We start from the raw sequence: 24,001 nt of genomic DNA, 5'->3' as shown, positions 1-24,001 counted from the left end.
GGAGGGCGACTCAGTCTGCGGCGCGGGCCGCCAAAGGCAGGTCCACGAAGAAGGTCGTGCCCACGCCGACCTCGCTGACGAAGTCGATCTCGCCGCCGAACTGCTCGACGATCTCCTTCGAGATGTTCATGCCCAGCCCGGTGCCGCCCACATGGCGCTCGTCGGAGGAATCCACCTGCGAGAAGCGCTCGAACACCTTGTCGCGCGCATGTTCGGGGATGCCGATCCCGTCGTCCTGCACGTAGATCCGGGCCGTGTCGCCGCGCCGCGCGCACCCGGCCCGGACCGTGCCGCCGTCGGAAGAGAACTTGGCGGCGTTGGAGATCATGTTCGACAGCACCTGCATCAGCCGCGCCTCGTCGGCGATCACGTTGAGCGGCTCATCGCCTGGCGGCACTTCCTCGATGGTGACCCGGTAGCGTTCCGAAAGTCCCTGATTGCTCGCCACGGCCTCGCCGACCAGCGTGCGCAGGTCGAAGACCTCGGAGCGGAACTTCATCTCGCCGGCCTCGATCTTCTGCAGGTCGAGCACGTCGTCGATGAGGTTCGACAGCCGCAGGCCGTTCTTGCCCGCCATCTCGAGCAGGCTGCGCATCTTCTCGGGGACGGGGCCCAGCGCCCCGGAATTGATCAGGTCGAGCGACCCCTTGATCGAGGTCAGCGGCGTGCGCAGCTCGTGGCTCACCGTCGAGACGAATTGCGACTTGACGATATAGGCCGCCTTGGTCCGCTCGTGCTCCTCGCGCAGGCGGTCGAGATGCGCGAGGTTCCGCCGGTAGAGCTTGAGAAAGACGATCGAGCAGTCGATCAGGAAATACATCACGAAGATGACTGTGAAGAACTGCAGCCACAGTTCCGAGGAAAGGTCCGGCCGTTCCACCCAGATGTCCCTTATCACGATGAAAAGAAACGATATCCCGTAGATCGTCAGCCTGATCACGAGAGCCCAGAGAACCTGATGATTGTTCATCGCCGCGAAGAGCGCGGCGGCGAAGAGAAAGAAGAGGGGCGTGAAATGTCCCCCCGTGCTCTGCTCGAGCGCGACGGAAATCGAATAGAGGCTGATGGCCGTGGCGCTCAGGATGGTGTTCACCATGATCCAGATGAAGCACACCCCGATCGCCGCGTGATCGCCCGGCTTCAGACGCTTCACCCGCCGGCCGATCATCAGATCCTGCACCTCGCACAGGAGGATCACCACGTAGAAGATGAGGGCGTTGATGGGGTCGAAGAAGAACGCCGTCAGGATCGCCGCCGCGAGGAAGATCGCCTGCCGCTGCCAGAGCAGCGCGAAGGTCATGGCGGTGTAATCCGTCATGTTCTGAAGCAGGCGGTTGCTCGCGGAGGCGACGCGCGAGTCGGGCCGGTCGCCCGACGGCGCCGACGCTCTCGCCTCCTTCGGACCCTCGTCCGGGGGCAGCCATGTCTCGGTCTGATCCAAAGTCGTCGCGGCTCGCGTGCTGTTGCGTGGAACGCCGGTCAATGCTCCCGGCCCCGCACCCCCTTTCTCAGGAAATCGTCGAGGAGGCTCTCGTAGGCGGTCTGCTGGACGCGGCGCTGTTCCCGGCCCATCGATTTCCGCGCAGACCACCACTCCTTGTAGGTGCGCCAGCCGAACCTGCGCTCCTCCGCCTGCTCGGCGACATCGATGGCTTGCTCGAGTGCGAAGTGCACCTCGGACGTGACCCTGCTCGACACCGGGATCTGCCGGCCGACCAGCAGGCGCAGGTTGTGCGGCGGCGCGGTGAGCGCGAAAAGCTCCGGGCAGGTCTTCAGCCGTTCTGCCAGCCGGTCGCGCCGCAGGGCGCTTTGGCCCACGCTCAGGCTCAGAAAGATGCCGTTGCCGTAATGGGTCAGAATGTCCGAGCTTTCCGCCGTCTCGTCCGAAAGCGTGCGCGCGATCCGTTCGACGGTCGCCTGGTAGTCCCGGGCGGAGAGCCCGGAGTAAAGCTCGTAGACCCGCGCGATCTTCGTGGCGCGCACGAAGAGGCTGTCGTTGTAGCGCGCCGCGGTCTGCTGAACGAAAACCTCGAAGGCGTCGCGCTTGATGCATCGGTCCACGTTCTGCACGGCGACCGCATCCTCCAGTTCGCGGACGATGTCGGGCGCGTGCGGGACGCGATACTCGCCCGGCGCGGGCGACTCCGCCTTCAGGATCGCGCGATGCTGCTCTTTCGTGCGTTCCCGGCCGAACCGGAACCGCAGCTCGGCCAGATCGAAGGGCTTGGAGATATAGTCGCTCGCGCCCTTCGCGAAGGCCTCGTGGAGGTAGCGTCGTTCGGTCATCGCGGTGAGCATGATCACCGGCACATCGGCGTAGCCGGGCGTGCTCCGCAGGATCGAGCAGAGCTCGATCCCGTTCGTGCCGGGCATCTGGATGTCGAGGAAGACGCCGTCGTAGGGCACGGTCTGATCCGCCATGGCGTGCAGCGCGTCCTGGGCGCCGTAGGCCACATGCACCTCGTAGCCCGCGAGGCTGACGAGCGCTGTCTCGAGCACCTCGCACAGATCCGGATCATCGTCGACGACGAGCACCTGGGTCGCCCTCGCGCCGTTGCTCCGCTGGATATCGGCCGGCTGGTTGCTGCGTTCCGCCCCGAACGGATCCGACATGGACTGACCCCCTTTGTGCTGTAACGTCCCGATTAGGCATTTCAAGTTTGTCTAAAAAAAGGACTGGATGGTGAGATCGTGAGGTTTCGGCCCGCGGCGCAGGCCGGCCGCGCGGGCGGGACGGGGGCGGCAAACCGTGGTGCCGCGGCAACGCTGCCGCGCCGCGTCGCGCCCGAACCGACCTTGTGGTGGGTTGCCTGCGCGTTCCGGATAGTATCATACCGAGCGCGCCGCCGGCGCGTCACGCGCGCGTCCTTGCGGCGGCGCATGGAAAGCGGCCAGGACCGTTTGCGACGATGAACGCGAGAAGCACCTGCGCGCCCGTTCCGGTCGCCGCGAAACTGGCGGAAGAGCCCGTCGGGCTCCTTCGGTTCGCCCGGCTCGCCGGGCGCAACATGCTCGAGGTCATTCCCGCCGAGACGCTCCGCGAGACCTACGTCCGCGGTCCGCTCAACATCCACTACATCGGCGCGCCGGCGGCGGTGACGGAGCTTCTGGTCGGCCGCGGCCGGGCCTTTCCGAAGGCGAAGTTCACCAAGGACATCATCGGCTCGGCCGTCGGCAACGGGCTGATCCTGTCGGAGGGGGCGAAGTGGCGCGAGCAGCGCCGGCGCTATTCTCCGCTCTTCGCGGCGCGCAACCTGCCGGTGCTCGCCACCCATTTCGCGGAAACCGGGATCGAGGTTGCGGACTCGCTCGCAGAGAACCCCGGGCGCGTCGATGTCTCGCAGGTGGCGCCGGCGGCGACGCTGACCAACATCTCGCGCGTCATGTTCTCGGGCAACGCGGAGGTGAGCGCCGAGACCATCCGCGCCGGGCTTCGCGCCTATTTCGAATACATCTCGAAGCTGTCCCTGTTCGACCTCATGGGCCTGCCGGGCTGGGTGCCGCGCGCGAAATGGCTGCGCAGCATGGCCCCCGTGACCTCGATGCGCGCGCTCGCGCGGCAGGTGATCGAGCATCGTCGGGCGGAGATGCGCGCGGAGCCCCGCGACTTTCTCGACCTGCTCATCGAGGCGCTGGAAACCGATTTCGAGGACATCGAAACGACGGTCGACAACCTTCTCACCTTCGTCGTGGCGGGCCACGAGACATCGGCCAACGCCATCGCCTGGGGGCTCTATCTGTTCGCGCTGCATCCCGAGATGCAGCGCCGCATCCGCGAAGAGGTGCTGTCCGTGCGTCCCTCGGGCCCCGTCGGCTTCGAGGATCTCGAGCATCTGCCGCTGCTGCGCGCGCATGTGAAGGAGACCCTGCGTCTCTATCCCTCGGCGGCCTTCTTCGCGCGCGACGCCGCGGACGATCTGACCGTCGACGGATTCGACATCGCCAGGGGGGACGCCCTGTTCTTTTCCGTCTACTCGATTCACCGTAACGCGCGGCTCTGGGACGAGCCCGACCTCTACCGGCCGGCGCGTTTCATGGGCCCCGCGATTCCGCGTGGGCAGTACATTCCCTTCGGCGACGGCCCGCGAATCTGCATCGGGGCGCAATACGCCGAGACCGAGATCATGATTCTGATGGCCAGCGTGCTGCGAAAGGTCGCCGTCTCGCTGGGTGACGCGCCGATCCCTCGGCCGGTGCTGACCTTCACGATGCGCCCGGGCGGACCGCTGCTCCTGGACGTCGCGCGGGTCTGAGCCGCGCGCCGGCACGTCAGGCGCGCGGGGACCGCGGCGCCTCACCGGCCTACTTGGTGCCCAGGTATGTCTCGTCACGGAACAGTTCGAAGAGAACCTTCTCGTAGACGCGCCGGCGCATGTGGTCGCGCTGTTCCGGCGCACAGGCCAGGTCGTCGCCCGGATCCTCGTCGAGCTTGCACAGGATCTGTCGCTCGCGCGCATCGGCGCTCTCGACGGCGCGTTTCAGCGCCGCGAAGGCCCAGGACTTGGAGAGCGAGCGCATCGAGACGCCTTCGCCGACCAGGGCCCGCTGCGTGCTCGCCACGCCGCGCTGTCCGAGGATCGAATTGAAGATCTGATTGAGGCGCTTTTCGCCCACGAACTCCTGCTGGGGATCGCGCCCGTGCTCCACGGCGAGGAACACGCCGCTGCCGCGGTAGGAGAACATGAAGTCCTTGTCCCTGGCGCATTTCGCGATCGCCTTGGCGAGGTCCGAGATCGTCCTCCGGAACTCGCTGCTGGTCGAGACGTCGTAGAGAAAGCTCGCGTCGTAAAGCTTGATCGCGACCGCCTGCGAATTGAACATGCGGCCCCGGGACAGTTGCGCGATGTAGTTGTCGAACTCCACATAGCGCAGCAGCCGCTCGACATCGTCGAAGGCCAGCGGATCCTCGAAGCTGAACTGCATGTTGAAGTCCAGCTCGTCCTGCAGTGCCTTGACCGATTCCATGCTCTTGCGCGTCTTCATCCGCTCGCGCATCAGCGCCTCTGCGCTGTGCATGCGGCTGCGCAGTTCGAGAAAGTCGAACGGCTTGGTGATGTAGTCGGTCGCGCCCTCGAGGAAGGCGTCGTCGACGTATTTCCGGTCGCACATGGCGGTCAGCATGATGACCGGCGCGTCCTCGTAATCCGGCATCTGGCGCAGGGCGCGCAGAAGCTCGATCCCGTTCGTGCCGGGCATCTGGATGTCGAGCAGGATGCAGTCGAAGGGCTTCGCGGCCTTGTCGATCGTGCTGAGGGCGGCCGCCGCCGAGCCCGCGATCGAGACCTCGTAGCCTTCGAAATTGTCGAGCGCCGTCTGGAGAAGCTCCAGGATGCTGGGCTCGTCGTCGACCACGAGCACGCGAAAGGGCGATTGCCGCCGCTGCCGCTGATCGAGCTTCTCCTTGAAACGCTCCGTCGCCTTGTTTGCGAGTTCCATGACCGGTCGCCAGTCCGCTTCGGTTTACGGTTAATGAACTATTAGGAGAAAGCGACGAAACTTGGGCCTTTCACCATGAGCTTTCGCCACACCGTGGTGACTTCTGGGAGTTTTCGGGGCAGCTTTCGCCGAAGTGGAAACAGTGGCCTCGATCGCCGCTGTCGGGTGCCGATCGCGAAACGATGCGCGCGGATCCCTGCAATTCATGGTTGAGGTCCGCCGGCCGGGTTCTTGCAAAAGCATGTGCCCCGGTGGGCCGCGCGCGTGCCTCGGCCGTGTCAGTCGCGCGCGGCCAGGCGGCGCCAGGCCGCAAGCGTCGCCGCGTCGTCGAGGCCGTCCACCTCGGCGATCAGAAGCTGGCCGCGTGAGCCCGCGATCAGCCTGTGGCAGCCCGCGTCCTGCGGCGCGCCGAAGACGAGGATCCCCCGCGTCTGCAGGCTCTGCGCCAGGGGAAAGTCCGGCGATAGCAGCCTGTCCAGCGTCTCCGCGGCCCAGGTCGACAGATCGGAGACGGCGTCCTGACCTCCGGTTTCCACGGTCAGGTCTTCGTCCGCCGCCAGGCTCAGCGCGGCGCGGACGCGGGGCCCGAGTTCGGCGAGAAGGGCCTGCAACAGATCCGCGTCGCGCGCGAAGCCTGGCGTGCTCTCGGGCAGGGGCAGGGCGCGTCTGACGGCAGCGGGCGCGAGGCCGGTCTCGGTCGGTCCGGGGCGGACCTCGGGGGTCTCGGGGCGCACGGTCAACGCGCTGCGGCCTTCGCAGACCGCGCGCAGAAGCGCGGCCGCCGCCTCGGCGTCCTGCGCCGTGAGCTGCGATCCGTCGATCAGCCGGGAGAGATCCCGCCCCAGGGCGGCCGGCACGGGGGCCGCGAAGCGGATCAGCCGTCGGCCCGACGCGATGCAGGCGAAGCGCGCGCCGTCGTCGAACTCGAACACCAGCTTGCGGGCGAGCATCGTCCGTCCGATATGGTCGAGCATCAGGGCCGCGCCCCCGACCGGGTCGGCGAAGCGCTCCTGCTGTCGGTCGATCGCCCCATCGGTCGCCGCCCGTCTGAGCACGGCGCGGAGCCTGTCGCGCGCGCTCATGGCCGGACCCTCGGGAGCTGCGGGAGAGTGACGGTCATTCGCTCGCACCTGCCAGCATCTGCCGGACGCCGGGCAGCGCCGCGGCGAAATCCGTGTCCGGGGCACAGATACAGCAAAGCGCCTCGCTGCCGGCGTCTGGCGCGCGCAGGAACACGCGTGCCCCCGTCTCACTGAGAAAGACCGCATGCCCGGATGCCGGCGCGCCGGTGTCGTCGTCGCGCGCGAAGAGTGTCGCGGCGCAGCGGCACAGGGCGTCGAGATGCTCCTGCGGGTAGCGCAGGTCGCCATCCGACCCCAGAACGGTTTCCGAGGCGAAATCGACATAGACCGCGAGTTCGCAGCCTGGGAGTCGGGCACGAAGATCGGCGAGCGCGTTCGGGGTCATGATCTCGGCGAACCGGGCGTTTGCATCCTGCACTGCTTTAGCGGCAAGCGCACCGGCGCCACAAGCCCGCTCACCTTCCCCGTATCATGCCTCAGATCAGCGATTCGGTCTGTGCCGGGCGGCTCGGCCTCGGAGTCCGGGAGGAGGTTTTCCTGACGACGCGGCGGGGCATGACGCCGGACTCCTGCATCTCACCCGCGCCATCGGTCTGCGTGGCCCGGTGCGGCGGCTGACCGTCCGAACCGACGACGGCGAGGCCGTCCTGCGCGTCCTGCGGAAAGGGCCGCGCGAGGCCCGGTGCCGTGCCGCCCTCGGGGTGTGCCGCGGCGCCGGTCGCCCCATCCAGATGGGCCTCGAGATCCTCGAGCATCGCGACGAAAGTCTCGCAGAAGCTGTCCATGCCGCTCGCGCGCCATGCCTCCTCGTCCTCGCGCGCCGCGAGGGCGTCGGTCAGTGACGCGGCCTGGACGTGGCGAAAGAGTCCGTCCACCTCGCGTTCCACACGGGCGAGCAGGCGCTTGCCGTCCTCGGGCGTGCGCACCTTGTCGAAGCGCGTCACGAGCAGCGCGCTGCGCTCGTGCAATTCCGGCGGCATGTCCTCCCAGATCGCCGCTTCGGTCTGGCGCCAGGCCTGCGTGGCCGGCGTGCACCAGATCACGGCGTCGGCGAGCGGCAGCATGCTCTGCCAGACCTCGGCGGCGATGTTGGGGTCGGAGCTGCCGGGCATGTCGATGATGTCGCAGAGCCGCAGAACGTCGGCCTGCAGGAAGACGCGGACCGCGCGCGTGTCGTCCGGCGAGATGCCGGTCAGATCGTCGCCGTCGAGCGGTGTCTCGTTGCCGTCCGCGTCGATGCGAACGGGCGGTGCGTCACCCAGGGAATACCAGATCGGCGGGAGCTGGGTGGCCGTCACCCGCACAGGCGATTTCGCCTGCTCCATCAAAAGGTTGGCGAGCGTGCTCTTGCCGGCGCTGAATTCGCCCATCAGCGCGATGCGGGGCTTGCGGCGGCCGCCGTCCGCGGCCGGAGCTGTCAGGTCGGTCATGCTGGCACCCTTTCTTCTTCCGGGGCGGGCCGGCGCGAGAGCACGGCGAGCGACGCGTCGAAGGCTTCCGCGGCCGTCCGGTCGGCGGCGCCGACACGTTCGCGGAGCTCCTCTCCATCGACCTCCGTCTGCGCCGCCAGTTCCCGCAGACTGGCCCGCTGGGTTTCGGCGAATTCGCGCAGGCTCGCCTTCACCGCGTCCCTGTAGGCCTCGGCGTGTTCCGTCCGAAGCGCGGCGATCATCGGCTCGACCTCCGCCGCGATGAGATCCGCGAATTCCTCGGCATAGGCCTGCGGGTTGCGCCGGCGCCGCCACCAGCGCGACCACCAGCTGCCGCCGATGTCGAGCGCGATGGTCTTGCCGAGCGAGATCGGTGCGGGCGGCTGCGGCACGGGCGGGCCCTCCAGCGCGAAATCCTCCTCGGGAATCTCGAAGGCGCCGATGCAGGCGTCGCGGATCTCGCTGGTCATGCCGAGGGCGATCTCCTTGCTCGATTTCGCCACGGCGACCGCGAAGACCCGGTAGGCGGCGCGCAACAGCACGCGCAGGCCGGAGGGATCGTAGGTCCAGACCCTTTCCTCGCCGTTGGTCTCGAGATGCCGGGCCAGCGCCGAGGTCGCCCGCGCGACGAAGGTGCGCCGCGCCCCGTCGAGGCGTCCGTCGAGATCGCGCAGCGCCGCGTCGAAACGCGCGTCGAGCTGCTCGAGCGACCGTTCCGCGATCGCGTCGATCTCGCCGCCGATCTGCTCGCGCGAGATCGTCCGCACCGGCATGCTCCCGACACGGCGCGACACGATGTTGCGGGTCGCGGTCATGCTCGTGGCGAGGTTGCGCGCGGCGCGCGTGACGCGCTCTTCGAACTCGGCGCCCTCTCCCGTGCGCACGCGCCGCGCGATGATCCCGCAGAGTGCCGGCAGCCCCGAAAGCTCCCAGACGACCTCCTCGACCGTCTTGCCGTCGGCCTCCTCGCCATACTGGTGCTCGGCCCACTTGAGCAGCGTCTCGGCGCTGGCCAGCCCGAGGCCCTCGAACGCGCCCTGGAGCGCATGGATCGCCCAGTGCGCGGAGCCGAAGATGATTTCGGCGTCCTCCGGGCCGTCATGCGCCTTCAGCGTCGCGCGGATGCTCTCGCGGATCTCGGGGATGTCGCGCACGGGATCGGAAAGCTCGTCGATCCGATTGACGAAGATGACGACCTGCCGTGCCCGGATGTTCGAGATCAGGCGAATGAGCGCCATGTCGACGGTGGACAGGGCCTGATGCGCCGAGAGCACCAGAACGCAGAGCCGGCTGTCGCGGATCGCGTTGATGGTGATCTGCTCGCGGATCATGAAGGTGTCGTTGACGCCGGGCGTGTCGCGGATGCACAGCCGCATGGGCATTTCCGGCTGACCGAGATAGAGGTCGGCGGACCGGGTGATGTCGGCGAAGCGGCCGCGCAGCCGGTCTGTCGCGGAGTCCGCGTCCATCGCGTCGCCGAGGCAGACGTAGCGCTGGATGAGATCCTCGTCGAAGTAGCCGTAGTCGTGGGTCTGCCCCAGCAGCATCTCGAACTTGCGCCCCAGACGCCGGCGCGAGGTCTCGCGCATCTCGTTCAGCTGGCGGCGCACCTTCTCCAGCTCCTGATCCGCCCCCGCGCGCCGGGCGAGTTCGCCGATGCGCCCGCCCTTGGTGAGCAGCCGGCTCCATTCCTCCTCGGTGAAGAAGCGGAACTTCGCCGCCTGGGCGCCGCCGCGCGCCGCGGGTTCCATGTGCAGCGAGGTCACGACCGAAGTCCACGGGTTGATGTCCGCGGGCAGCAGGCCGGGCCAGCCGATCATCGCGTTCACCAGCGTCGTCTTGCCGGCCTTCACCTGACCGATCATGGTCACGCCGGGTTCGAACTCGCGGATCTGGCGCCTGAGCTTCCGGGCCGCGACCTCGTTCGCCCCCTCGGCCTGTCCGGCCAGGGTCTCGATGGCGGCATCGACCGCGCGCAGGCGCTCCGAATAGGCATGAAGCTCGCCGAAGGCGCGGGCCAGCAGACCCGTCCGCGGCGGCGTCGCGCGGGGTTCTTCCGTGACTGGCGCTTCTGCGTTCATGTTTCCCACTCCTCGGATCGGCCAGCCGGCTCAGGCGGCCAATTCGCGTTCGAATTCCTGGCGAATCTGCTCCAGCAGAACGGCGGCATCCTCCACCTGGTCCTCTCCGCCTTCCGCCTGCAGCAGGACGGAGACGTCACAGGCCTCCTCGACGGCCTCGCGCAGTTCGTGCGCGCGAAAATCGTCCTCGGGCCAGCGGGCGGCGCGTTCCCTGAGACCTTCGAGCGTCTCGGTGCAGCCGGCGAGCACCTCCGCCGCCCAGTCGCCCGCACCGGCCTCGCAGAGCTCGAGCGTCTCGTGGAGCAGGCGCGCGCGGCGTCGAAGGTAGAGCAGCGGCTCGGAAAGCAGCTCGACCCTCTCCCGATCGGGGCGGCTGTCGTCCCTCGTCCGCGCGGCAGGGTTTCCGCGGGCAGACGGCCCGTCCTCGACCGATCGCGGCCCGGCCTGCGCGGCCGCGAGATGCCCGAAACGATGCAGAAACAGCCGCGCGGCGTCGACATCGGCGCGCAGCGCCTCGTCGATATCCGCCTCGAGACGCGCGAGCAGCCGATCGAGACCGCGCGGCTTGTCGTCCTGCCCGAGCCGTTCGGGCGCGCGGGCCACCGTGAAGGTGCCCTCGAACGCCTCCGTCGCCTGGCAGGCGAGGGGCGGCGCCGCGTCTGTCGCGACCTGCACCATCAGGGCGTGGTTCTTGAGGCGGGCCGGCGCCTCGGCCCAGATCGCGGCCTCGGCGGCATCGAAGCGCCGGGTGCACCAGATGGCGATGTCGGTGCGCCGCGCGGCCCACGCCAGCGCGGCCGCCTGCTCCGCCGGATCGGCCGTCGCAGGAAGCGCCAGGAACGACATCCGCTTCAGCGCGGGCCAGGGCACCGTGATCGACAGAAAGACCGGCTCGGACGACAGCAGATCGGCGGCCGGCGGTCCCTCGCGCGCCAGCGTGCTCCCGTCGGCGAGCGTGACCTTCGCGCGCGGCGGGTCGCCATGCGCGAGCTCGATCGCCGGCCAGCCCTGCGCGCCGGCGAGCGGATCGGCGCCGAGGATCGCGCAGAGCAGCCATCGCGTGTCCGCCGCCCGGGAACCGAAGATGCTGATCCGCGCCGGCCGTCGCAGCTTGTCGAGAAGCCGCGCGCAGTCCTGCGCGGCGCGCTCGGGGATCCCTGGCGCGTTCAGCGCGGCTTCGAGCCGGGCCAGCGCCGCCGTCGTCTCCTGCGAGAGCGAGGCCATCGCGTCAGCTCCGTCCAAGCGGCCGGCGTTCGGGCGCCAGCGTCTGCAGGCCCGCGAAGACCGACTCCATGTTCAGCAACGACATGAAAGGTCTGCGTGCGCCGGCCGCCTTGCGGTCGGCCTTGACGACCACGAGCGAGGTATTGTCCTGTTCGGGGTCGTTCATCCCGGTCACGCCCGCCATCAGCCGGCTCGCGATATCGCCGCTGCTGCGCCGCTTGCAGCGACGCAACAGGGCGGCGATCTCGTCTTCCGAGAGGTGCTCGAGCCCGTCGCTCGCCACCAGCACCAGGTCGTCGGGCCGCAGAGGCACGGGGGTGTCGGGGCAGTCGATCGCCGGGATGTCCTCGCCGAACAGGGCGGAGGTCAGGCAGTTGCGCTGCGGATGATCGCGCGCGTCCTCCACGTCGATCAGGCCCTTGCGGACCATCAGGTCGATCTGAGGCGCCATCGAGTGATCCTCGTTCAGCCGGATCAGCTTGCCGTCGCGGAAGAGATAGAGCACGGAGTCGCCGACCGAGATCCAGTGCAGCCGCCCGTCGGCAAGCACGATCGAGATCACCGTGCCCCCCATCCCGTGCATCGAGGGATCGGCGTCTATGTTGGCGCGCAGGCAGCGGTTGGCCGCCTGCACGGCCTCTCTGAGCATCACGGGGATGCCCGCCGGGCGGAAGCCCGGCAGGGTGGTGCGGATCGTGAGCTCGGCGAAGATCTCCGAGACGATGATGCGGCTCGCGACATCGCCGGCGGCATGGCCGCCCATGCCGTCCGAGAGAACCGCGAAGCCGACGTCGGCGCCCTGCGAAAAGGCCGTGGCGACCGCGTCCTCCTGGCGGTCGCGCGCGCCCAGCAGAAGCGCGGACGATACGTCGAACCGCAGCACGCCGACGTCAGCCGTCATGCTCGCGGTCTTCCTGCGCCGGGGTCCAGCTGAACTCCGGTCCGCAGAAAGCGACGAAGCGCAGTTCGGTCTTGCCGACCCGGATGTGGTCGCCGTGATCGAGCTCCTCGGTCGCCAGCACGGGGTTGCCGTTGCGCCGCACGATGTTGCGCTTGCCGCCGTGACCGATGAAGAACTTGGCCTGCTCCTCGTCGTAGGCGATGGAGGCGTGGTTCTCGCGCGAGACGCTGGCGTCGCCGAAGTCGAGGCAGATCGTCTGATCCTCGCCGCGGCCGATGGTCGAGACGCCCGCCGTCACCGTGAAGGAGGTGCCGCGCCCCGGCCCATCGACGATGACCAGCCATCCCGCCGGGAAGGCCCCGGTCGCCGCCGGTCGCTCGGCGGTCGCCGACAGGGCGTCGACGGCGATCTCCTCGGAATGGAAGCCGAGAATGCGCGTCTTGACCCGGCTTCCGCCGTTCGCGGCGGGGCGGGGCGCCTCCGCCGGGACGGCGCGGCCCGGCTCGGACGGCTCCGCGGCGGGCTCTTCGCGGCGCAGCGCCGCCGCCTTGACCCGCGCCGCGAACGCGTCTTCGGGATCGTCCTGCCCGACCTCGTCCTCCGGGTCGGGTTCCGGCGCGTCCCGAAGGGCGTCCAGCACGCGGGCCTGCTCGTCGTCCTGCTCGATGTCCCAGATGTTCCGGCGCGGCGGCGCGTGCGGCTCGGCTGCCTCGGCCTCTGCCGCGGCGCTCTCGTCCGTGTCGTCCGCGTCCGGCGTTTCCATGTCGGGGAGGGGGGCCGGTTCGGCCTCCGCGGGCGCCTCGGTCGCGCGCATGCTGGCAGCCAGCGAGCGCACGGTGGTCTCTGCGGCCGCATCGGACGGCTCGGCCGGGACGGGGCGAGTCGGCTCGGGCCGCTCTGCCGCGGGCTCGTCGACGCGCTTGCCCGCCTCGTCCAGTTGCAGCGGGCGCCGCCGCACGATGACTTCACGCAGCTGTCTCATTTCATGGCCTCCTGTGCCGAGAACGAGTCGAACTTCCTCGCGACCGAGTAGAACCGGCCGGTCGCGGCGATGATCCTGCGCAGCTTCGAGACGCCGGCGGCCGTCGCCTCGCGCAGGGGCGCGGGAGCGGGAGCGGCAGCGCGCGCCGGCATTGCCTCGTGCGTCTCGAGACCCGCGGCCTCGGGCGCCTCTGCCGGGGCCGAGGCGTGCCGGTGCGCGGTCGGCTCGGCCGCATGGGCGGCTCTCTCGGGGCGGCCGGGCTTGGCCGCTTTCCGTGGCCGGGCGGGCCTTGGCGGCGGCGTGCAAGCAGGCTGCACCTCGCGGGCCGCCGCGGGCGCGTCGTCGAGATCGTGAAGGTCGCTCGGCGGTGCCGCGTCCGCCACCCGGCGCCGCTTCGGCGGGGCGGGCGGAATCACGGGCCGCGGCCCGTAGTGCTTCGGCATGGAGGGCGCGGGCTCCGGCTCGGGGTCGGCCTCGGCCATGTCCTTGCGCGACTGGCTGACGATCTCGGCCACCCGCCGGACCAGTTCCTTGTCGTTGCGCGCCTTCTCGAGCAGCATGCGCTGGCGGCGCTCGATGTCGATCATGTCGCGCCAGGCCTGCGCGCTCTCGAGCCGGTCCTGGGGAAAGACGCTGAGGCAGCGGTTGATCGCCTCGCAGAAATGCCTGTCGTAGCCGGCGAGCGTCTCGGGCAGCGGCGCGAGCGGATCCTCGGCGTTCTTCGCGGCCGCTGCGAGGCGCAAATGGCTGCTCGGCGGGGCGTTTCCGCTGATCAGGTGATAGAAGGTGGCCGCGAGCGCATAGAGGTCGCTGGACTGCGCCTGCCGGCTTCCCGAGATGTAGAATTCCTGCGGCGAGTAGCCGTCCTTGACCGTCATGACCTGCGACAGGACGCGGCTGACCCGACTGGCGCCTTCGCGGGCCGCGCCGAAGTCGATCAGCACGGGCGAGTCGTCCTCGGCGAGCAGGATGTTGTCCGGCGAGATGTCCCGATGCAGGATGCCGCGGTCGTGCATGTAGCTCACGGCGTCGAGAAGCTTGACCAGCAGGGCCGAAATCTCCGCAGGCCCGAGGCGCTCGGGCGTCTCCTCGATCACCTGCAGCAGATCGCGGCCTTCGACGTAGTCCATCGCCATGTAGGCCGTGCCGTTGTCGCGGAAGATCTGGTGAACGCCCACGATGTAGGGGTGGTCGAGCTCCGAAAGCGCGCGTGCCTCGCGCCCGAAGAGATCGAGGATCTTCTCGAACTCCGCCTCGTTCGAGCGCGAGCGGACATGCACCGTCCCGCTGTGCCGGCAGCACATCACGGCCGGGAAGCACTCCTTGAGCACGACCTTCCGCCCGAGGCTGTCGCGGGCGAGGTAGGTGATGCCGAAGCCGCCTGAGTTCAGGAAACACTCGATCGTGTACTGCCCCTGGCACAGCTCGGCGCCGGGGGGCAGCTCGTCCCCGTAGACCTCCACGCGGCTTTCCGCGAATTGTGTTGCCGGTTCAGACAATTCTCCACCCTGGCATCGGACAAGATTGAGGCGACAAGTGCGTTCAACCTTTGCTTGTTGATCAGAATGCGCCGAATAGTGACGGAATGAAGGCGGGAAGCGGACGATATGGCGTCATGTGCCCCCCGATCGTCTCCGGTCGGTCCCCTGCCGGGGCGAAGCGGGTGCTTCGCATCTCTCCGGCCCGCGGGCAGGGCAGTCTCCGCGCCACCGGTCCCGAGGAAGCCCCGCGGCCGGTTCCCGCACGATCGGGCGGCCGCAGCCGGCCTTTCACCGAACGCAGCATCGTGCTAGTCTGCGACAACTTGTCTCACTCCGTGCGGGCGGCGAGCTGCCGCCGCGGAGCCGATCGTCCAGGTCGCGCGACGCGTGTGCTGCTTGCGAAACAGGCGTCGTCCCCGGGCGGGCATCCGGCCGTGTCGCGGCGCGTCCATCGTCGCTTGCGGATATGTCCGGCCTCCTTCCGGACGCTGATCGAAAAGGCGCATCATGGCCACCGAACGCGACAGACCCGAGGGCCGTTTGGTCCGCATTCTCACGCCGACTCCGCATCAGGTCAGGCATCGGCTATCGGCTTTCGAGCGCAAGATCGCCGGCCGCGAGATCGATCCCTGGCACCGCGGCCTCTATTTCACTTGGATCTGGGAAGAGCTGGGCCAGAAATGGCATTGGTATGAACAGGTCTGGTTCTTCCGCGGGACGCGGGAATGGTGGCTGCTCTACGTGCCCTTCTTCTGGCGGTCGGGTTCGGAGTTCCTCGCCTTCGAGAAGCGCTTCATCGCAGAAGCGACCGAGGCGAAGGGAACGATGTCGCAGCAGGAATTCATACGCCGCGCCGAAGCTTACAAGTCCCGGCTGCAGCTCGGCGTGATACAGGGGCCGCTGGTAGGCGCGATGGCGGCGGGCGGAGGGATCGCTGCCATCGCCGGCGGGGTGCTCGACAAGATCAACACGATCGAGAGCTATCAGGACATGGTCGCGTGCGGCATGCGCGAAGAAGGCTACGAGGAAGCCTGCGTCAAGGCCGTGAACAGCGTCCTGAATAACATGGTCAAGACGAAGCTGTCCCAGTGACGGCGGCGTGCCGGACGGGCAGCCCGTCGGGGCCCGTTGCTCTGCGACACCTCTTCCCACGATCTGCGCCGCATGCCCTTGAGCGGAATGAGACGCCCGGACGGGATCAGGATGCGCCACCAGGACGGGGCGGCGGCAAGCCTCGCCGCGTCATCTGACGACAGCAGGACGCGGCAGCCTGCACGTGGCCCGGCGCGCGGATCCGGCAGATTGTCGTGGATGCGATGGTGGAGCCGAGGGGGATCGAACCCCTGACCTCGTCATTGCGAACGACGCGCTCTCCCAGCTGAGCTACGGCCCCGACGCGGCGCGGATATGCGTCGGATCGGGTGCAGGGTCAAGAGGGGCGAGAAGGCGCGGCGGCCGCGGCGGCGCGCGCCTTCGCGGCAACGACCGGGCCGGCGTCGCGCGCACGGTCCGGCGCGCTGCGGCTTTACCTGCGGGAAGCTTGGCGGTACGGTCGTGTGCGCCTTGCTTCATTGTGGGGCACAACGACCAAAAAACCGGCTCTTGGGAGGAGGACCACATGACACGACGCCCGATTTCGCGCCGGGCGGCGCTGGGCCGCGTCGCGGCCGCCGGCGCCGCCACGCTCGCCGCGCCCGCCATCGCCACCGCGCAGGGACAGACCACCACCTGGAAGATCCAGACGAGTTGGCCCGGCGGCGCCGGCCTGCAGATCTTCCGCGACTGGTGCGAGTCCATCGTCGAGAAGACGGGCGGCGAGCTCGCCTTCCAACCCTTCGGCGCCAACGACGTGGTGGGCGATTTCCAGCTCTACGACGCGGTGAAGAACGGCGTGCTCGACGCCATCAATCCCTTCACCATCTATGCGCAGGGCATCATTCCGGCGGCGGTCTTCCTGACCTCCTATCCGCTGGGCCTGCGCAACCCGCACGAGTGGGACGTCTTCTACTACAGCCTCGGCGGGCTCGACATCGCGCGCGAGCTTTTCGCCAAGCAGGGGATGCATTTCGTCGGCCCCGTCCACCACGGGCCGAACATCATCCACTCCAAGGTGCCGATCCGCTCGATCGACGACTTCCGCGGCCGCAAGATGCGCCTGCCGGGCGGCATGGTGGCGGAAGTCTTCACCGAGATCGGCGCCGAGACCACCGTGCTGCCGGGCTCCGAGATCTTCCCGGCGCTCGAGAAGGGCACCATCGACGTGGCCGACTACGTGGGTCCGGCGGTGAACTACGCGCTCGGCTTCAGCCAGGTGACCGACTACATCGTGATGGGCCCGCCGGGCTTCATGTCGCTCTACCAGCCGGTGGACCTGATGGACATCACCGTCCGGCAGGACGCCTGGGACGCGCTGTCGCCGCAGATGAAGCAGTTCGTCGAGATGGAGACGCACGTCTATTCCGACATGCACCACGCCGCGATCCAGAAGGCCGATCAGGAAGCCTGGCCAAAGTTCGAGGCCGACGGCGTCGAGATCACGCGCCTCAGTCAGGACGACGTGGAGCTGATGACCGACGTGGCCGTGCCGATCTGGTACAACTACGCGCGGCGCGATCCCGATTCCGCGCGCGTCTTCAAGATCCAGCTCGACTACATGATGTCCGGCTCGCTGGGCTACGTCGATCCGCTGATGGTGGAGGGCGAAGAGCTCTGATCGGGGCGCATCGCCCGGCCGAGGGGCCCGTGCCGGCAAGGCGCGGGCCCTTTTCGGCGGGCGCGCTCGACGCCGAGGGGCAACTGGAGGGGAGAGATGCCCGAGCTGGGTTACACATTGCCGCATTGGGCCTATTGGGTCGGTCTGATCGTCTTTCCGATCGTCGCGATGGCACTGGCCCGACGCCCGCGGCCGGAACGGCGGACCTATTCGCTGAGCCTCGGCTACATGATCCTCGTCACCGGGGGCATGCTGGGCCTGCACCGCTTCTATCTGCGCAATCTCTGGGGCTTGCTCTTCATCCCCGTCTTTCTCGCCATCCTCTTCGCCAACGCGCAGGGGCAGGACGCCCGCAGCGCCCTTTCGGACGCGAGCAACACCGTCCGGGTGGCCGAACGGACGCTCGAGCGCGAGCGCGCGCGCGTGTCCGAAGCGGAAGCCTCGCTGCCGGAGTTGCGGGCCGAGGCCGAGGCCGCCGAGGAAGGTTCCTTCGCGCTGCGCAGCGCCGAGCGGCAGCTCCAGCGCGCCGAACGCACGATCGAGCGCGGCCGCGCGACCATCGCCGAGGCCGAGGCCGAACTCGCCGAGGCGCAGCCCGTGGCCGAGGCGGCGCGCGCCGATCTCGACTACTGGGCCGGCGTGGCGCGCTGGGCCTTCTACATCCTGCTCGCGGGAATCGCGCTGGACGCGCTGCTGTTGCCCGCGATGGTCAGCAAGGCCAACGGCCGCCTCTCCACCGAGGACGAGCAAGAGGCCCAGGCGGCGCTCGAGGACGCCGAGGAGACGGCGGGCGACGCGCGCTTCGTCTCGCCCGGCTGGACTGGCTGGATCGACCGGCTGTCGCTCTTCTGCGGCGAGTTCGTGGCCTACTGGGCGGTGATCGCCGTCTTCGTCTACTACTTCGAGGTCATCAGCCGCTACGTCTTCAACAGCCCGACCAACTGGGCGCATGAGGCGATGTATCTGATGTTCGGGATGCAGTATCTCGTGGCCGGCGCCTACGCGATGCTGACCGAGAGCCACGTCCGCGTGGACGTATTCTACGCCCGGATGTCGCCACGGCGAAAGGCGATCACCGACATCCTGACCTCGGTCTTCTTCTTCATCTTCGCCTTCACGCTGCTCTTCACGTCCTGGACCTTCGCCATGGACGCGATCGCCGTGCCCTCCGGCAACGCGCTGGTCTCGGACTGGGCGCGCGGCGAGATCAGCCTGGCCGAGGTCGCGGCGAACTGGGACATGTCGCAGTGGACCGATCCCAACATCCGCTGGGGCGAGATCAGCTTCAACGAGTGGGAGATCCCGCTCTGGCCGATGAAGTGGGTGATGGTGGTGGGTGGCCTCCTGCTGGTGCTGCAGGGCGTCTCGAAGCTCGCGCAGGATCTGCGCATCGTCGTCAGGGGGTACTGAGGCATGGGTCTCGACATCGGAATCGAGCTGCTCACGCTCATCATGTTCGGCTCGCTGCTGGTGCTGCTGATGGCGGGTCTGCCGCTCGCCTTCGTCACCGGCGGGCTCGCCTGCGTCTTCCTGTTCCTGCTGGGCGACGCGCGCGCGCTCAACATCGTGCCCAGCCGCATCTTTCCGCTGATGACGAACTATCAGCTCTCGGCCATTCCGCTCTTCATCTTCATGGCGGCGATGCTGGAGCGGGCGGGCATCATCAACGAGATGTTCGACGTCATCTACAAGGTGCTGGGCAGCCTGAAGGGCGGGCTCGCGGCGGCGACGATCATTGCCTCGACGGTGCTGGCCGCGATGGTGGGCGTCATCGGCGCGGCGGTTGTGACCATGGGGATCATCGCGCTGCCCGCGATGCTCAAGCGCGCCTACGACCCCCAGATCGCCATGGGCTCGATCATGGCGGGGGGCACGCTGGGCATCCTGATCCCGCCCTCGATCCTCGCAATCATCTACGCGGTCGTGGCCGAGCAGTCGGTGGGCGAGCTCTTCATCGGGGCGGTCTTTCCGGGCCTGCTGCTGTCGGGGATGTATGTCGCCTACGTCGTGCTGCGCAGCTACATCAACCCGCGCCTCGGCCCGCCCATTCCGGTGGAAGAGCGCATCTCGGGCGGCGAGAAGATCCGCCTTCTGGGCAACATGTCGGCGCCCATCGCGCTCATCGTGATCGTGCTGGGCGTGATCTTCACCGGCATCGCCACGCCGGTCGAGGCGGCGGGCATCGGCACCTTCGGCGCCTTCATCGTGGCCGCCATCCACCGCCGGCTCGACTGGCAGACCATCCGCGAGGCCTCGCTCACCACGCTCAAGGCCTCCGCCATGGTCATCTGGATCATGTTCGGCGCGACGATCTTCGTGGGCCTCTACGTCCTCGAAGGTGGGCAGCAGTTCGTCGAGGGCGCGCTCGCGGCCACCGGCTTCGGGCCCTGGGGCATCCTGGTCGTCATGATGGTCGTGCTGGTGATCCTGGGCATGTTCCTCGACTGGGTGGGCATCCTGCTGCTCGCGGTGCCGATCTTCGTGCCGATCGTGCGCGGGCTCGGCGCGGAGTCCTTCGGGCTCGGCAGCGAGGACGACCTCGTGCTGTGGTTCGGGGTGCTCTACCTCGTGAACATGCAGATGAGCTTCCTCAGCCCGCCCTTCGGATATGCGCTGTTCTACCTGCGCGGCGTGGCTCCGCCCGAGATCCCGATGACCGACATCTTCAAGGCGGCGCTGCCCTTCCTCTTCCTGCAGATCGTGGGGCTGGGGCTCTGCATGGCCTTTCCCGGGATCATCACCTGGCTGCCGGGGATCGTCTACGGCTGAACGGAGCGCGGAGGGCAGCGCCCGGCAGACGGCGCGCGCCGCGATCAGAGTTCGCGGAGCGCGCCCCGTTGCACGCCGTCGCCCGGGTCGGCGAGGCCCAGCGTCCGCTCGATCACGCCCGTGTAGGCGAGAGGGCGCACGACGTAGGGGAAGTGCCCGCCCCAGCGAAAGCGCCATGTGACGCCGGGCCGGAGACGGGCGCGCACGCCCTCGCGCATGGGCGCGGGGATCAGCGGGTCGTCGGCGGCTTCGATGACGGTCGTCCGCGCGCCGTCGATCGCAGGCTTCCCCAGTTCGGGCGCCTGCTTGAGCGCCTTGAGGCGCATCCGGAGTTCGGGCTCCGGGATACGGCCGCCCACCTCGCCCAGCAGCAGCGCGACGAGCCCCGCCTGCTCGGGGTGCGCGGCGGCCCAGTTCTGCAGCCCGCCCGCGAAACCCTCGCGCAGCCGCTCGATCGGGGCCGCGTCGAGATCCGAGGAATAGGGCGGCCGCTGGTCGAGGCCCGCGGCCGAGGCGAGCGTGTTGGCCGCAAAGAGATGAGACACGCGGTCGGGCGCGGAATCGGCCAGCGCCTGCGCGAGATAGCCGCCGAGCGAGCTGCCGAGCACGGCGAAGGTCGCCATGCCCCGGGCGCGGGTCAGCTCCAGCAGGTCGCGCGTCCATGCGCCGATGTCGCCCGTCGCGGGATAGCTCACCGCGAGGAGGTGCAGACGGCTCTCCAGCGCCGCGATCTGCTGCCAGAAGATGTCGGCGCGGCCCAGCGTGCCGGGAATGAGCAGGAGGCCGGACGCGCCCGGCGCGCCGGCCTCGATCACGCCCCAGTCGCGGCCGCCGAGCGCGACGCGGCCCTCTGGATGCGCCGCCGCGAAGGCGTCGCGGGCCTCGATCAGGGCCGTCATCCGAGCGGGTCCGCGACGGCCGGGAAATAGTCACGCGTGCGGGTCCGGTAGGGGATCGCGGCGAAGTCCGGCGTGATGGCGCCCGGCGTTGCCACCGGCACGATGCGCGCCGCGATCGGGCGGAATCCGGCCTGGTAGTGGTTCGAGGATTTCACGCAGACGATCCGGCGGTCGGCGAGCGGGATGCCGAGGCCGGTGAAGGCCTCGGGGTGGAAGGTCTGCGTGCGGGTGTCGTTGAGCACGATGTCGATGCCGTCGGCCTCAATCCAGGCGGCCTGGCCCAGGGAGACGGGCAGTTCCCCGAAGCGCTGCGTGAGACCCGAGGCGAGCTTGCGGACCGTCACGCGCAGGTCGAGCGGGTCGCCCGACATCGGTCCGCACTTGCCGCCGAGGCGCAGATCGAGCGTCGCGCCTTCGCCCGCCTCGCGGCACATCCGCAGCGCGACCGGATCCCAGAAGATGCCCGTGGCGACGTTGCTGAGCCCCCGCTCGAGGATGGCCCGCAGCAGGAAGGTGGCGTCCGAGGGCGCCCCGCCGCCGGGGTTGTCGGACATGTCGGCCAGCACCACCGGCCCGTCGGGCGCCTGCAGGGCGAGTTCGAGCGCCTGCGCGATGTCGGCCTGCGGCTGGTGGAGCGCGTGACGCAGGCCATAGAGGTCCATCCCCACCTCGCGCGCGGTGCGCGCCGCCAGCTCCGCGTCACCGTCGGCCACGGCGAAGGCGCGCGTGCCGGTCCGCGGATGATCGCCCCAAGGGAAGCCATGGGCGAGCGAGACGGACAGCAGGCCCGGCCGCGCCTCGCGCTCGAAGAGCCGGTCCACGAAGTCGCGCATCGGCCCCTCGGGCGTGGGATAGGCGAGGATCATGCGGCAGTCGAACTCCGCCATGACGGGGTGCGTCCGCCCCTCCGCGGCATCCGCGCAGATCGCGAAGAGATCGTCGGCGCGGGCGGGGATGTCGACATGCGGGTATTCCTTGAAGGCGACGAGCGCCGTGGCGTTCTCCAGCATCGCCTCGGTCAGATGGCAGTGCGGATCCAGCGTGGCGCCGATCACCGCCTCGGGCAGCAGCGCGCGCAGGCGCGCGATCAGGTCGCCCTCGCAGTCGGGGTAGCCGTCCGCGATCATCGCGCCGTGCAGCGAGAGCAGCACGATGTCGGGCTGCGCGGTCTCTGCGTCCCGCAGGATCTCGTCGCGGTAGCCCTCGTAGACCGGCCGCACCGTGGGCCCCGCCGGCTGCGCCGCGGCGGCGAGGCTCTCGGCCACGACCCAGCCGCGCGTCTCGGCGGCCTCGCGCCAACGATGCAGCGCGCCGGTCTGGTAGCTTACCGGGTGCCGCGTCGCGTCGCCGTGAAAGACGCCCGATTCCTCGAAGGCGATGCGCCCTGTCGGCAGCGGCGAGAAGCTGTTGGTCTCGGTGATCAGCGCGGCGATCAGGACTTTCATTCGGCAGGCTCCGTGGCGGCGGGATCGGCCGGCTGCGCCGGATGGCCGTGCTGGCCGGTGGCGCGCAGCGCGAGATCCGCGGCGAGGTGGATCAGGATGAGCGTGAAGGCGAGGGGCACGGCCGAGGTGAACCATATCATGGAGACGGGGATCATCTCGGCCGTGCGGTCCAGGCTGCGGCCCAGAAAGCCGCGCGCGGGGTTCATGTTCGGGCCGTAGAGGCTGAACCAGATCACCGGCGCGGCGAAGAGGACGACGCCCAGGCCGCGCACCGTGGCCAGCGCGAGGCCCGGGCCCCCGCCGATCTCGCGCATGGCGGGAAAGAGCGTGGGATCGCTGCGCGCGCGGAAGGCGGCCGAGGCCCCAAGCATCCCCGCCCAGACCATCGCGCGGCGCGCGGCCTCCTCGGTCCAGACGGGCGGGCTGTCTAGGATGTAGCGGGCGACGACCTGCCACGCCGCCGCGCCGACCATCACGGCCACGGCCAGCACCGCGCCCCAGAGCGCGATGCCGTTGAGCATCGCCGACAGCCGGTCGAGCGCGCGCGCCGCCGCCCGCATGGCCTCAGTTCCCCGACTTGGCGGCTTCCCAGGCGTCGATCTGCTCCGCCGAGAGCGGCCAGCTGTCGTAGGCCGTGGCCGAGGCCTCGCGGAACTCGGCGCGCGCGGCCTCCGACAGCTCCGTGACCTCGACGCCCGCCTCGCGCAGCTTGCCGATCACCGCGGCCTGGGTGCCCAGCCATTCGCGGTTCGCCTCGGTCGCCGCCTCGACAGCGGCGTCCACCGTGGCGCGGTCCTCCTCGCTCAGGCCCTGATACCAGTCCTCCGACGCGATGGTGATGCGCAGGGAGGGCGCGATGCGGGCGTCGGTGAAATACCTGATGAAGTCGGTGTGCCCGAAGAGGAGCGGGACGAAGGCGGGATTTAGATAACCGTCGGCCACGCCGGTCTGCAGCGCATTGGGCACCTCGGCCCAGCTCACGATGGTGCCGGTCGCGCCCCAGGCCTGGTAGAGCTCGATCTGGCTTTCGTCGAGGGCGCGCATCCGCAGCCCCTCCATGTCGGCCACCGAGTTGACCGGCTTTTTCGTGTTGAAGATGCCGGTCGCCTCGCCGACCACATTGACCGACAGCACGCGCACGCCCGCGTCGGTGGTCGCCGCGTTGATCCGCTCGAGCATGCCGCCCTCTTCGAGCGCGCGGTCCACCTCTTCCATGTCCTTGAAGAAGTAGGGCAGCCGCAGCCCGAAGATCAGCTTGTCGATCGAGCCGACGATGTTGAGCGGCGACATGGAGACTTCCAGCAGCCCCTGGCTCACCTGGTCGAAGAGCTCGTCGTCGCCGCCCAGCGCGCCGCGCGCGAACTCCTCGGCCTCCATCCCGTTCTCGTTCAGGTAATTGACGAAGCTGTGCGCCCAGACATAGCTGCCCGACCCCTCGAGGTCCGGCGGGCTGTCGAGCGCGACCTTGACCTGGGCCTGCGCGGCCGGCGCGAGCGTCAGCGCCGCCGCGACCGTGGCGCCCTTCAGCAGATTGACGTGTCTCATCTCTCTCTCCCTT

The 24,001-nt window shown here is 69.1% G+C and carries 20 protein-coding genes and 1 tRNA gene; 5 read left to right on the top strand and 16 right to left on the bottom strand.

Features of this window, described 5'->3' with window-relative positions:
* Positions 1-10: 10 nt before the first annotated feature.
* Together DRV85_RS01575 and DRV85_RS01570 are read right to left on the bottom strand one after the other, a co-directional pair.
* Positions 11-1,318: a sensor histidine kinase gene (locus DRV85_RS01575; RefSeq protein WP_113287773.1), complete on the bottom strand. Its 1,308-nt coding sequence runs from the start codon at positions 1,316-1,318 to the stop codon at positions 11-13.
* Between the two features lie 161 nt (positions 1,319-1,479).
* Positions 1,480-2,613, bottom strand: coding sequence for a response regulator (locus DRV85_RS01570; protein ID WP_113287662.1), 1,134 nt, complete (start codon positions 2,611-2,613; stop codon positions 1,480-1,482).
* A 296-nt stretch (positions 2,614-2,909) separates the two neighbouring features.
* Between DRV85_RS01570 and DRV85_RS01565 the strand changes: the two genes are divergently transcribed.
* Positions 2,910-4,253: a cytochrome P450 gene (locus DRV85_RS01565; RefSeq protein WP_113287661.1), complete on the top strand. Its 1,344-nt coding sequence runs from the start codon at positions 2,910-2,912 to the stop codon at positions 4,251-4,253.
* A gap of 49 nt (positions 4,254-4,302) precedes the next feature.
* Here the strand turns inward: DRV85_RS01565 and DRV85_RS01560 are convergent, their stop codons facing one another.
* From DRV85_RS01560 to DRV85_RS01520, 9 genes are all read right to left on the bottom strand, one after another.
* The gene (locus DRV85_RS01560; protein WP_113287660.1) at positions 4,303-5,436 is read right to left on the bottom strand and encodes a response regulator; all 1,134 of its coding nucleotides are present in this window, start codon (positions 5,434-5,436) and stop codon (positions 4,303-4,305) included.
* 278 nt (positions 5,437-5,714) lie between these two features.
* Complete coding sequence (locus DRV85_RS01555; RefSeq protein ID WP_113287659.1) at positions 5,715-6,518, bottom strand: hypothetical protein; 804 nt, start codon at positions 6,516-6,518, stop codon at positions 5,715-5,717.
* A gap of 34 nt (positions 6,519-6,552) precedes the next feature.
* Positions 6,553-6,903: a hypothetical protein gene (locus tag DRV85_RS01550; protein ID WP_158540092.1), complete on the bottom strand. Its 351-nt coding sequence runs from the start codon at positions 6,901-6,903 to the stop codon at positions 6,553-6,555.
* Between the two features lie 91 nt (positions 6,904-6,994).
* Positions 6,995-7,948 carry a P-loop NTPase family protein gene (locus tag DRV85_RS01545; protein WP_233495364.1) on the bottom strand — a complete coding sequence of 318 codons (954 nt, stop codon included), beginning with the start codon at positions 7,946-7,948 and terminating at the stop codon, positions 6,995-6,997.
* Positions 7,945-10,029 carry a dynamin family protein gene (locus DRV85_RS01540; RefSeq protein WP_113287657.1) on the bottom strand — a complete coding sequence of 695 codons (2,085 nt, stop codon included), beginning with the start codon at positions 10,027-10,029 and terminating at the stop codon, positions 7,945-7,947. Before DRV85_RS01540 ends, DRV85_RS01545 begins: the two co-directional genes overlap by 4 nt.
* 30 nt (positions 10,030-10,059) lie before the next feature.
* On the bottom strand, positions 10,060-11,253 hold the full coding sequence (locus DRV85_RS01535; RefSeq protein ID WP_113287656.1) for a hypothetical protein: 1,194 nt from the start codon (positions 11,251-11,253) through the stop codon (positions 10,060-10,062).
* Between the two features lie 4 nt (positions 11,254-11,257).
* A complete protein-coding gene (locus tag DRV85_RS01530) occupies positions 11,258-12,154 on the bottom strand; it encodes a PP2C family protein-serine/threonine phosphatase (protein ID WP_113287655.1) in 897 nt (298 codons plus the stop codon).
* Positions 12,144-13,136: an FHA domain-containing protein gene (locus DRV85_RS01525; protein ID WP_113287654.1), complete on the bottom strand. Its 993-nt coding sequence runs from the start codon at positions 13,134-13,136 to the stop codon at positions 12,144-12,146. The genes DRV85_RS01530 and DRV85_RS01525 overlap by 11 nt, the downstream gene beginning before the upstream one ends.
* A complete protein-coding gene (locus DRV85_RS01520; protein ID WP_113287653.1) occupies positions 13,133-14,599 on the bottom strand; it encodes a serine/threonine-protein kinase in 1,467 nt (488 codons plus the stop codon). The genes DRV85_RS01525 and DRV85_RS01520 overlap by 4 nt, the downstream gene beginning before the upstream one ends.
* 525 nt (positions 14,600-15,124) lie before the next feature.
* Here DRV85_RS01520 and DRV85_RS01515 point away from each other — a divergent pair.
* The gene (locus tag DRV85_RS01515) at positions 15,125-15,709 is read left to right on the top strand and encodes a hypothetical protein (RefSeq protein WP_113287652.1); all 585 of its coding nucleotides are present in this window, start codon (positions 15,125-15,127) and stop codon (positions 15,707-15,709) included.
* Between the two features lie 225 nt (positions 15,710-15,934).
* Here the strand turns inward: DRV85_RS01515 and DRV85_RS01510 are convergent.
* Positions 15,935-16,010, bottom strand: a tRNA-Ala gene (locus DRV85_RS01510).
* Positions 16,011-16,235: 225 nt separating this feature from the next.
* Here DRV85_RS01510 and dctP point away from each other — a divergent pair.
* The 3 genes from dctP to DRV85_RS01500 all read left to right on the top strand — a co-directional run bounded on the left by dctP (position 16,236) and on the right by DRV85_RS01500 (position 20,099).
* Positions 16,236-17,330, top strand: a complete 1,095-nt coding sequence (dctP, locus tag DRV85_RS01505; protein WP_113287651.1) for a TRAP transporter substrate-binding protein DctP — start codon at positions 16,236-16,238, stop codon at positions 17,328-17,330.
* Positions 17,331-17,426: 96 nt separating this feature from the next.
* Positions 17,427-18,740 (top strand): TRAP transporter small permease subunit, encoded by a 1,314-nt coding sequence (locus DRV85_RS19335; protein WP_199525752.1) that lies wholly within the window; start codon positions 17,427-17,429, stop codon positions 18,738-18,740.
* A gap of 3 nt (positions 18,741-18,743) precedes the next feature.
* Entirely contained in the window at positions 18,744-20,099 is a 1,356-nt protein-coding gene (locus tag DRV85_RS01500) for a TRAP transporter large permease (protein WP_199525743.1), read from the top strand.
* Between the two features lie 44 nt (positions 20,100-20,143).
* Here the strand turns inward: DRV85_RS01500 and DRV85_RS01495 are convergent, their stop codons facing one another.
* Genes DRV85_RS01495 through DRV85_RS01480 form a run of 4 tightly spaced genes read right to left on the bottom strand, consistent with a single transcriptional unit; the run spans position 20,144 to position 23,988 of the window.
* Positions 20,144-20,998: an alpha/beta fold hydrolase gene (locus DRV85_RS01495; protein WP_113287650.1), complete on the bottom strand. Its 855-nt coding sequence runs from the start codon at positions 20,996-20,998 to the stop codon at positions 20,144-20,146.
* Complete coding sequence (locus DRV85_RS01490) at positions 20,995-22,443, bottom strand: M81 family metallopeptidase (protein ID WP_113287649.1); 1,449 nt, start codon at positions 22,441-22,443, stop codon at positions 20,995-20,997. The genes DRV85_RS01495 and DRV85_RS01490 overlap by 4 nt, the downstream gene beginning before the upstream one ends.
* Positions 22,440-23,003, bottom strand: coding sequence for a TRAP transporter small permease (locus tag DRV85_RS01485; RefSeq protein WP_113287648.1), 564 nt, complete (start codon positions 23,001-23,003; stop codon positions 22,440-22,442). The genes DRV85_RS01490 and DRV85_RS01485 overlap by 4 nt, the downstream gene beginning before the upstream one ends.
* A 4-nt stretch (positions 23,004-23,007) precedes the next feature.
* Positions 23,008-23,988 (bottom strand): TRAP transporter substrate-binding protein, encoded by a 981-nt coding sequence (locus tag DRV85_RS01480; protein WP_113287647.1) that lies wholly within the window; start codon positions 23,986-23,988, stop codon positions 23,008-23,010.
* Positions 23,989-24,001: the final 13 nt, after the last annotated feature.

This window comes from Rhodosalinus halophilus (assembly GCF_003298775.1).
Classification (GTDB): domain Bacteria; phylum Pseudomonadota; class Alphaproteobacteria; order Rhodobacterales; family Rhodobacteraceae; genus Rhodosalinus; species Rhodosalinus halophilus.
Note: the sequence above shows the minus strand (reverse complement) of the source record. Positions and strands in the feature narration are given on the sequence as shown.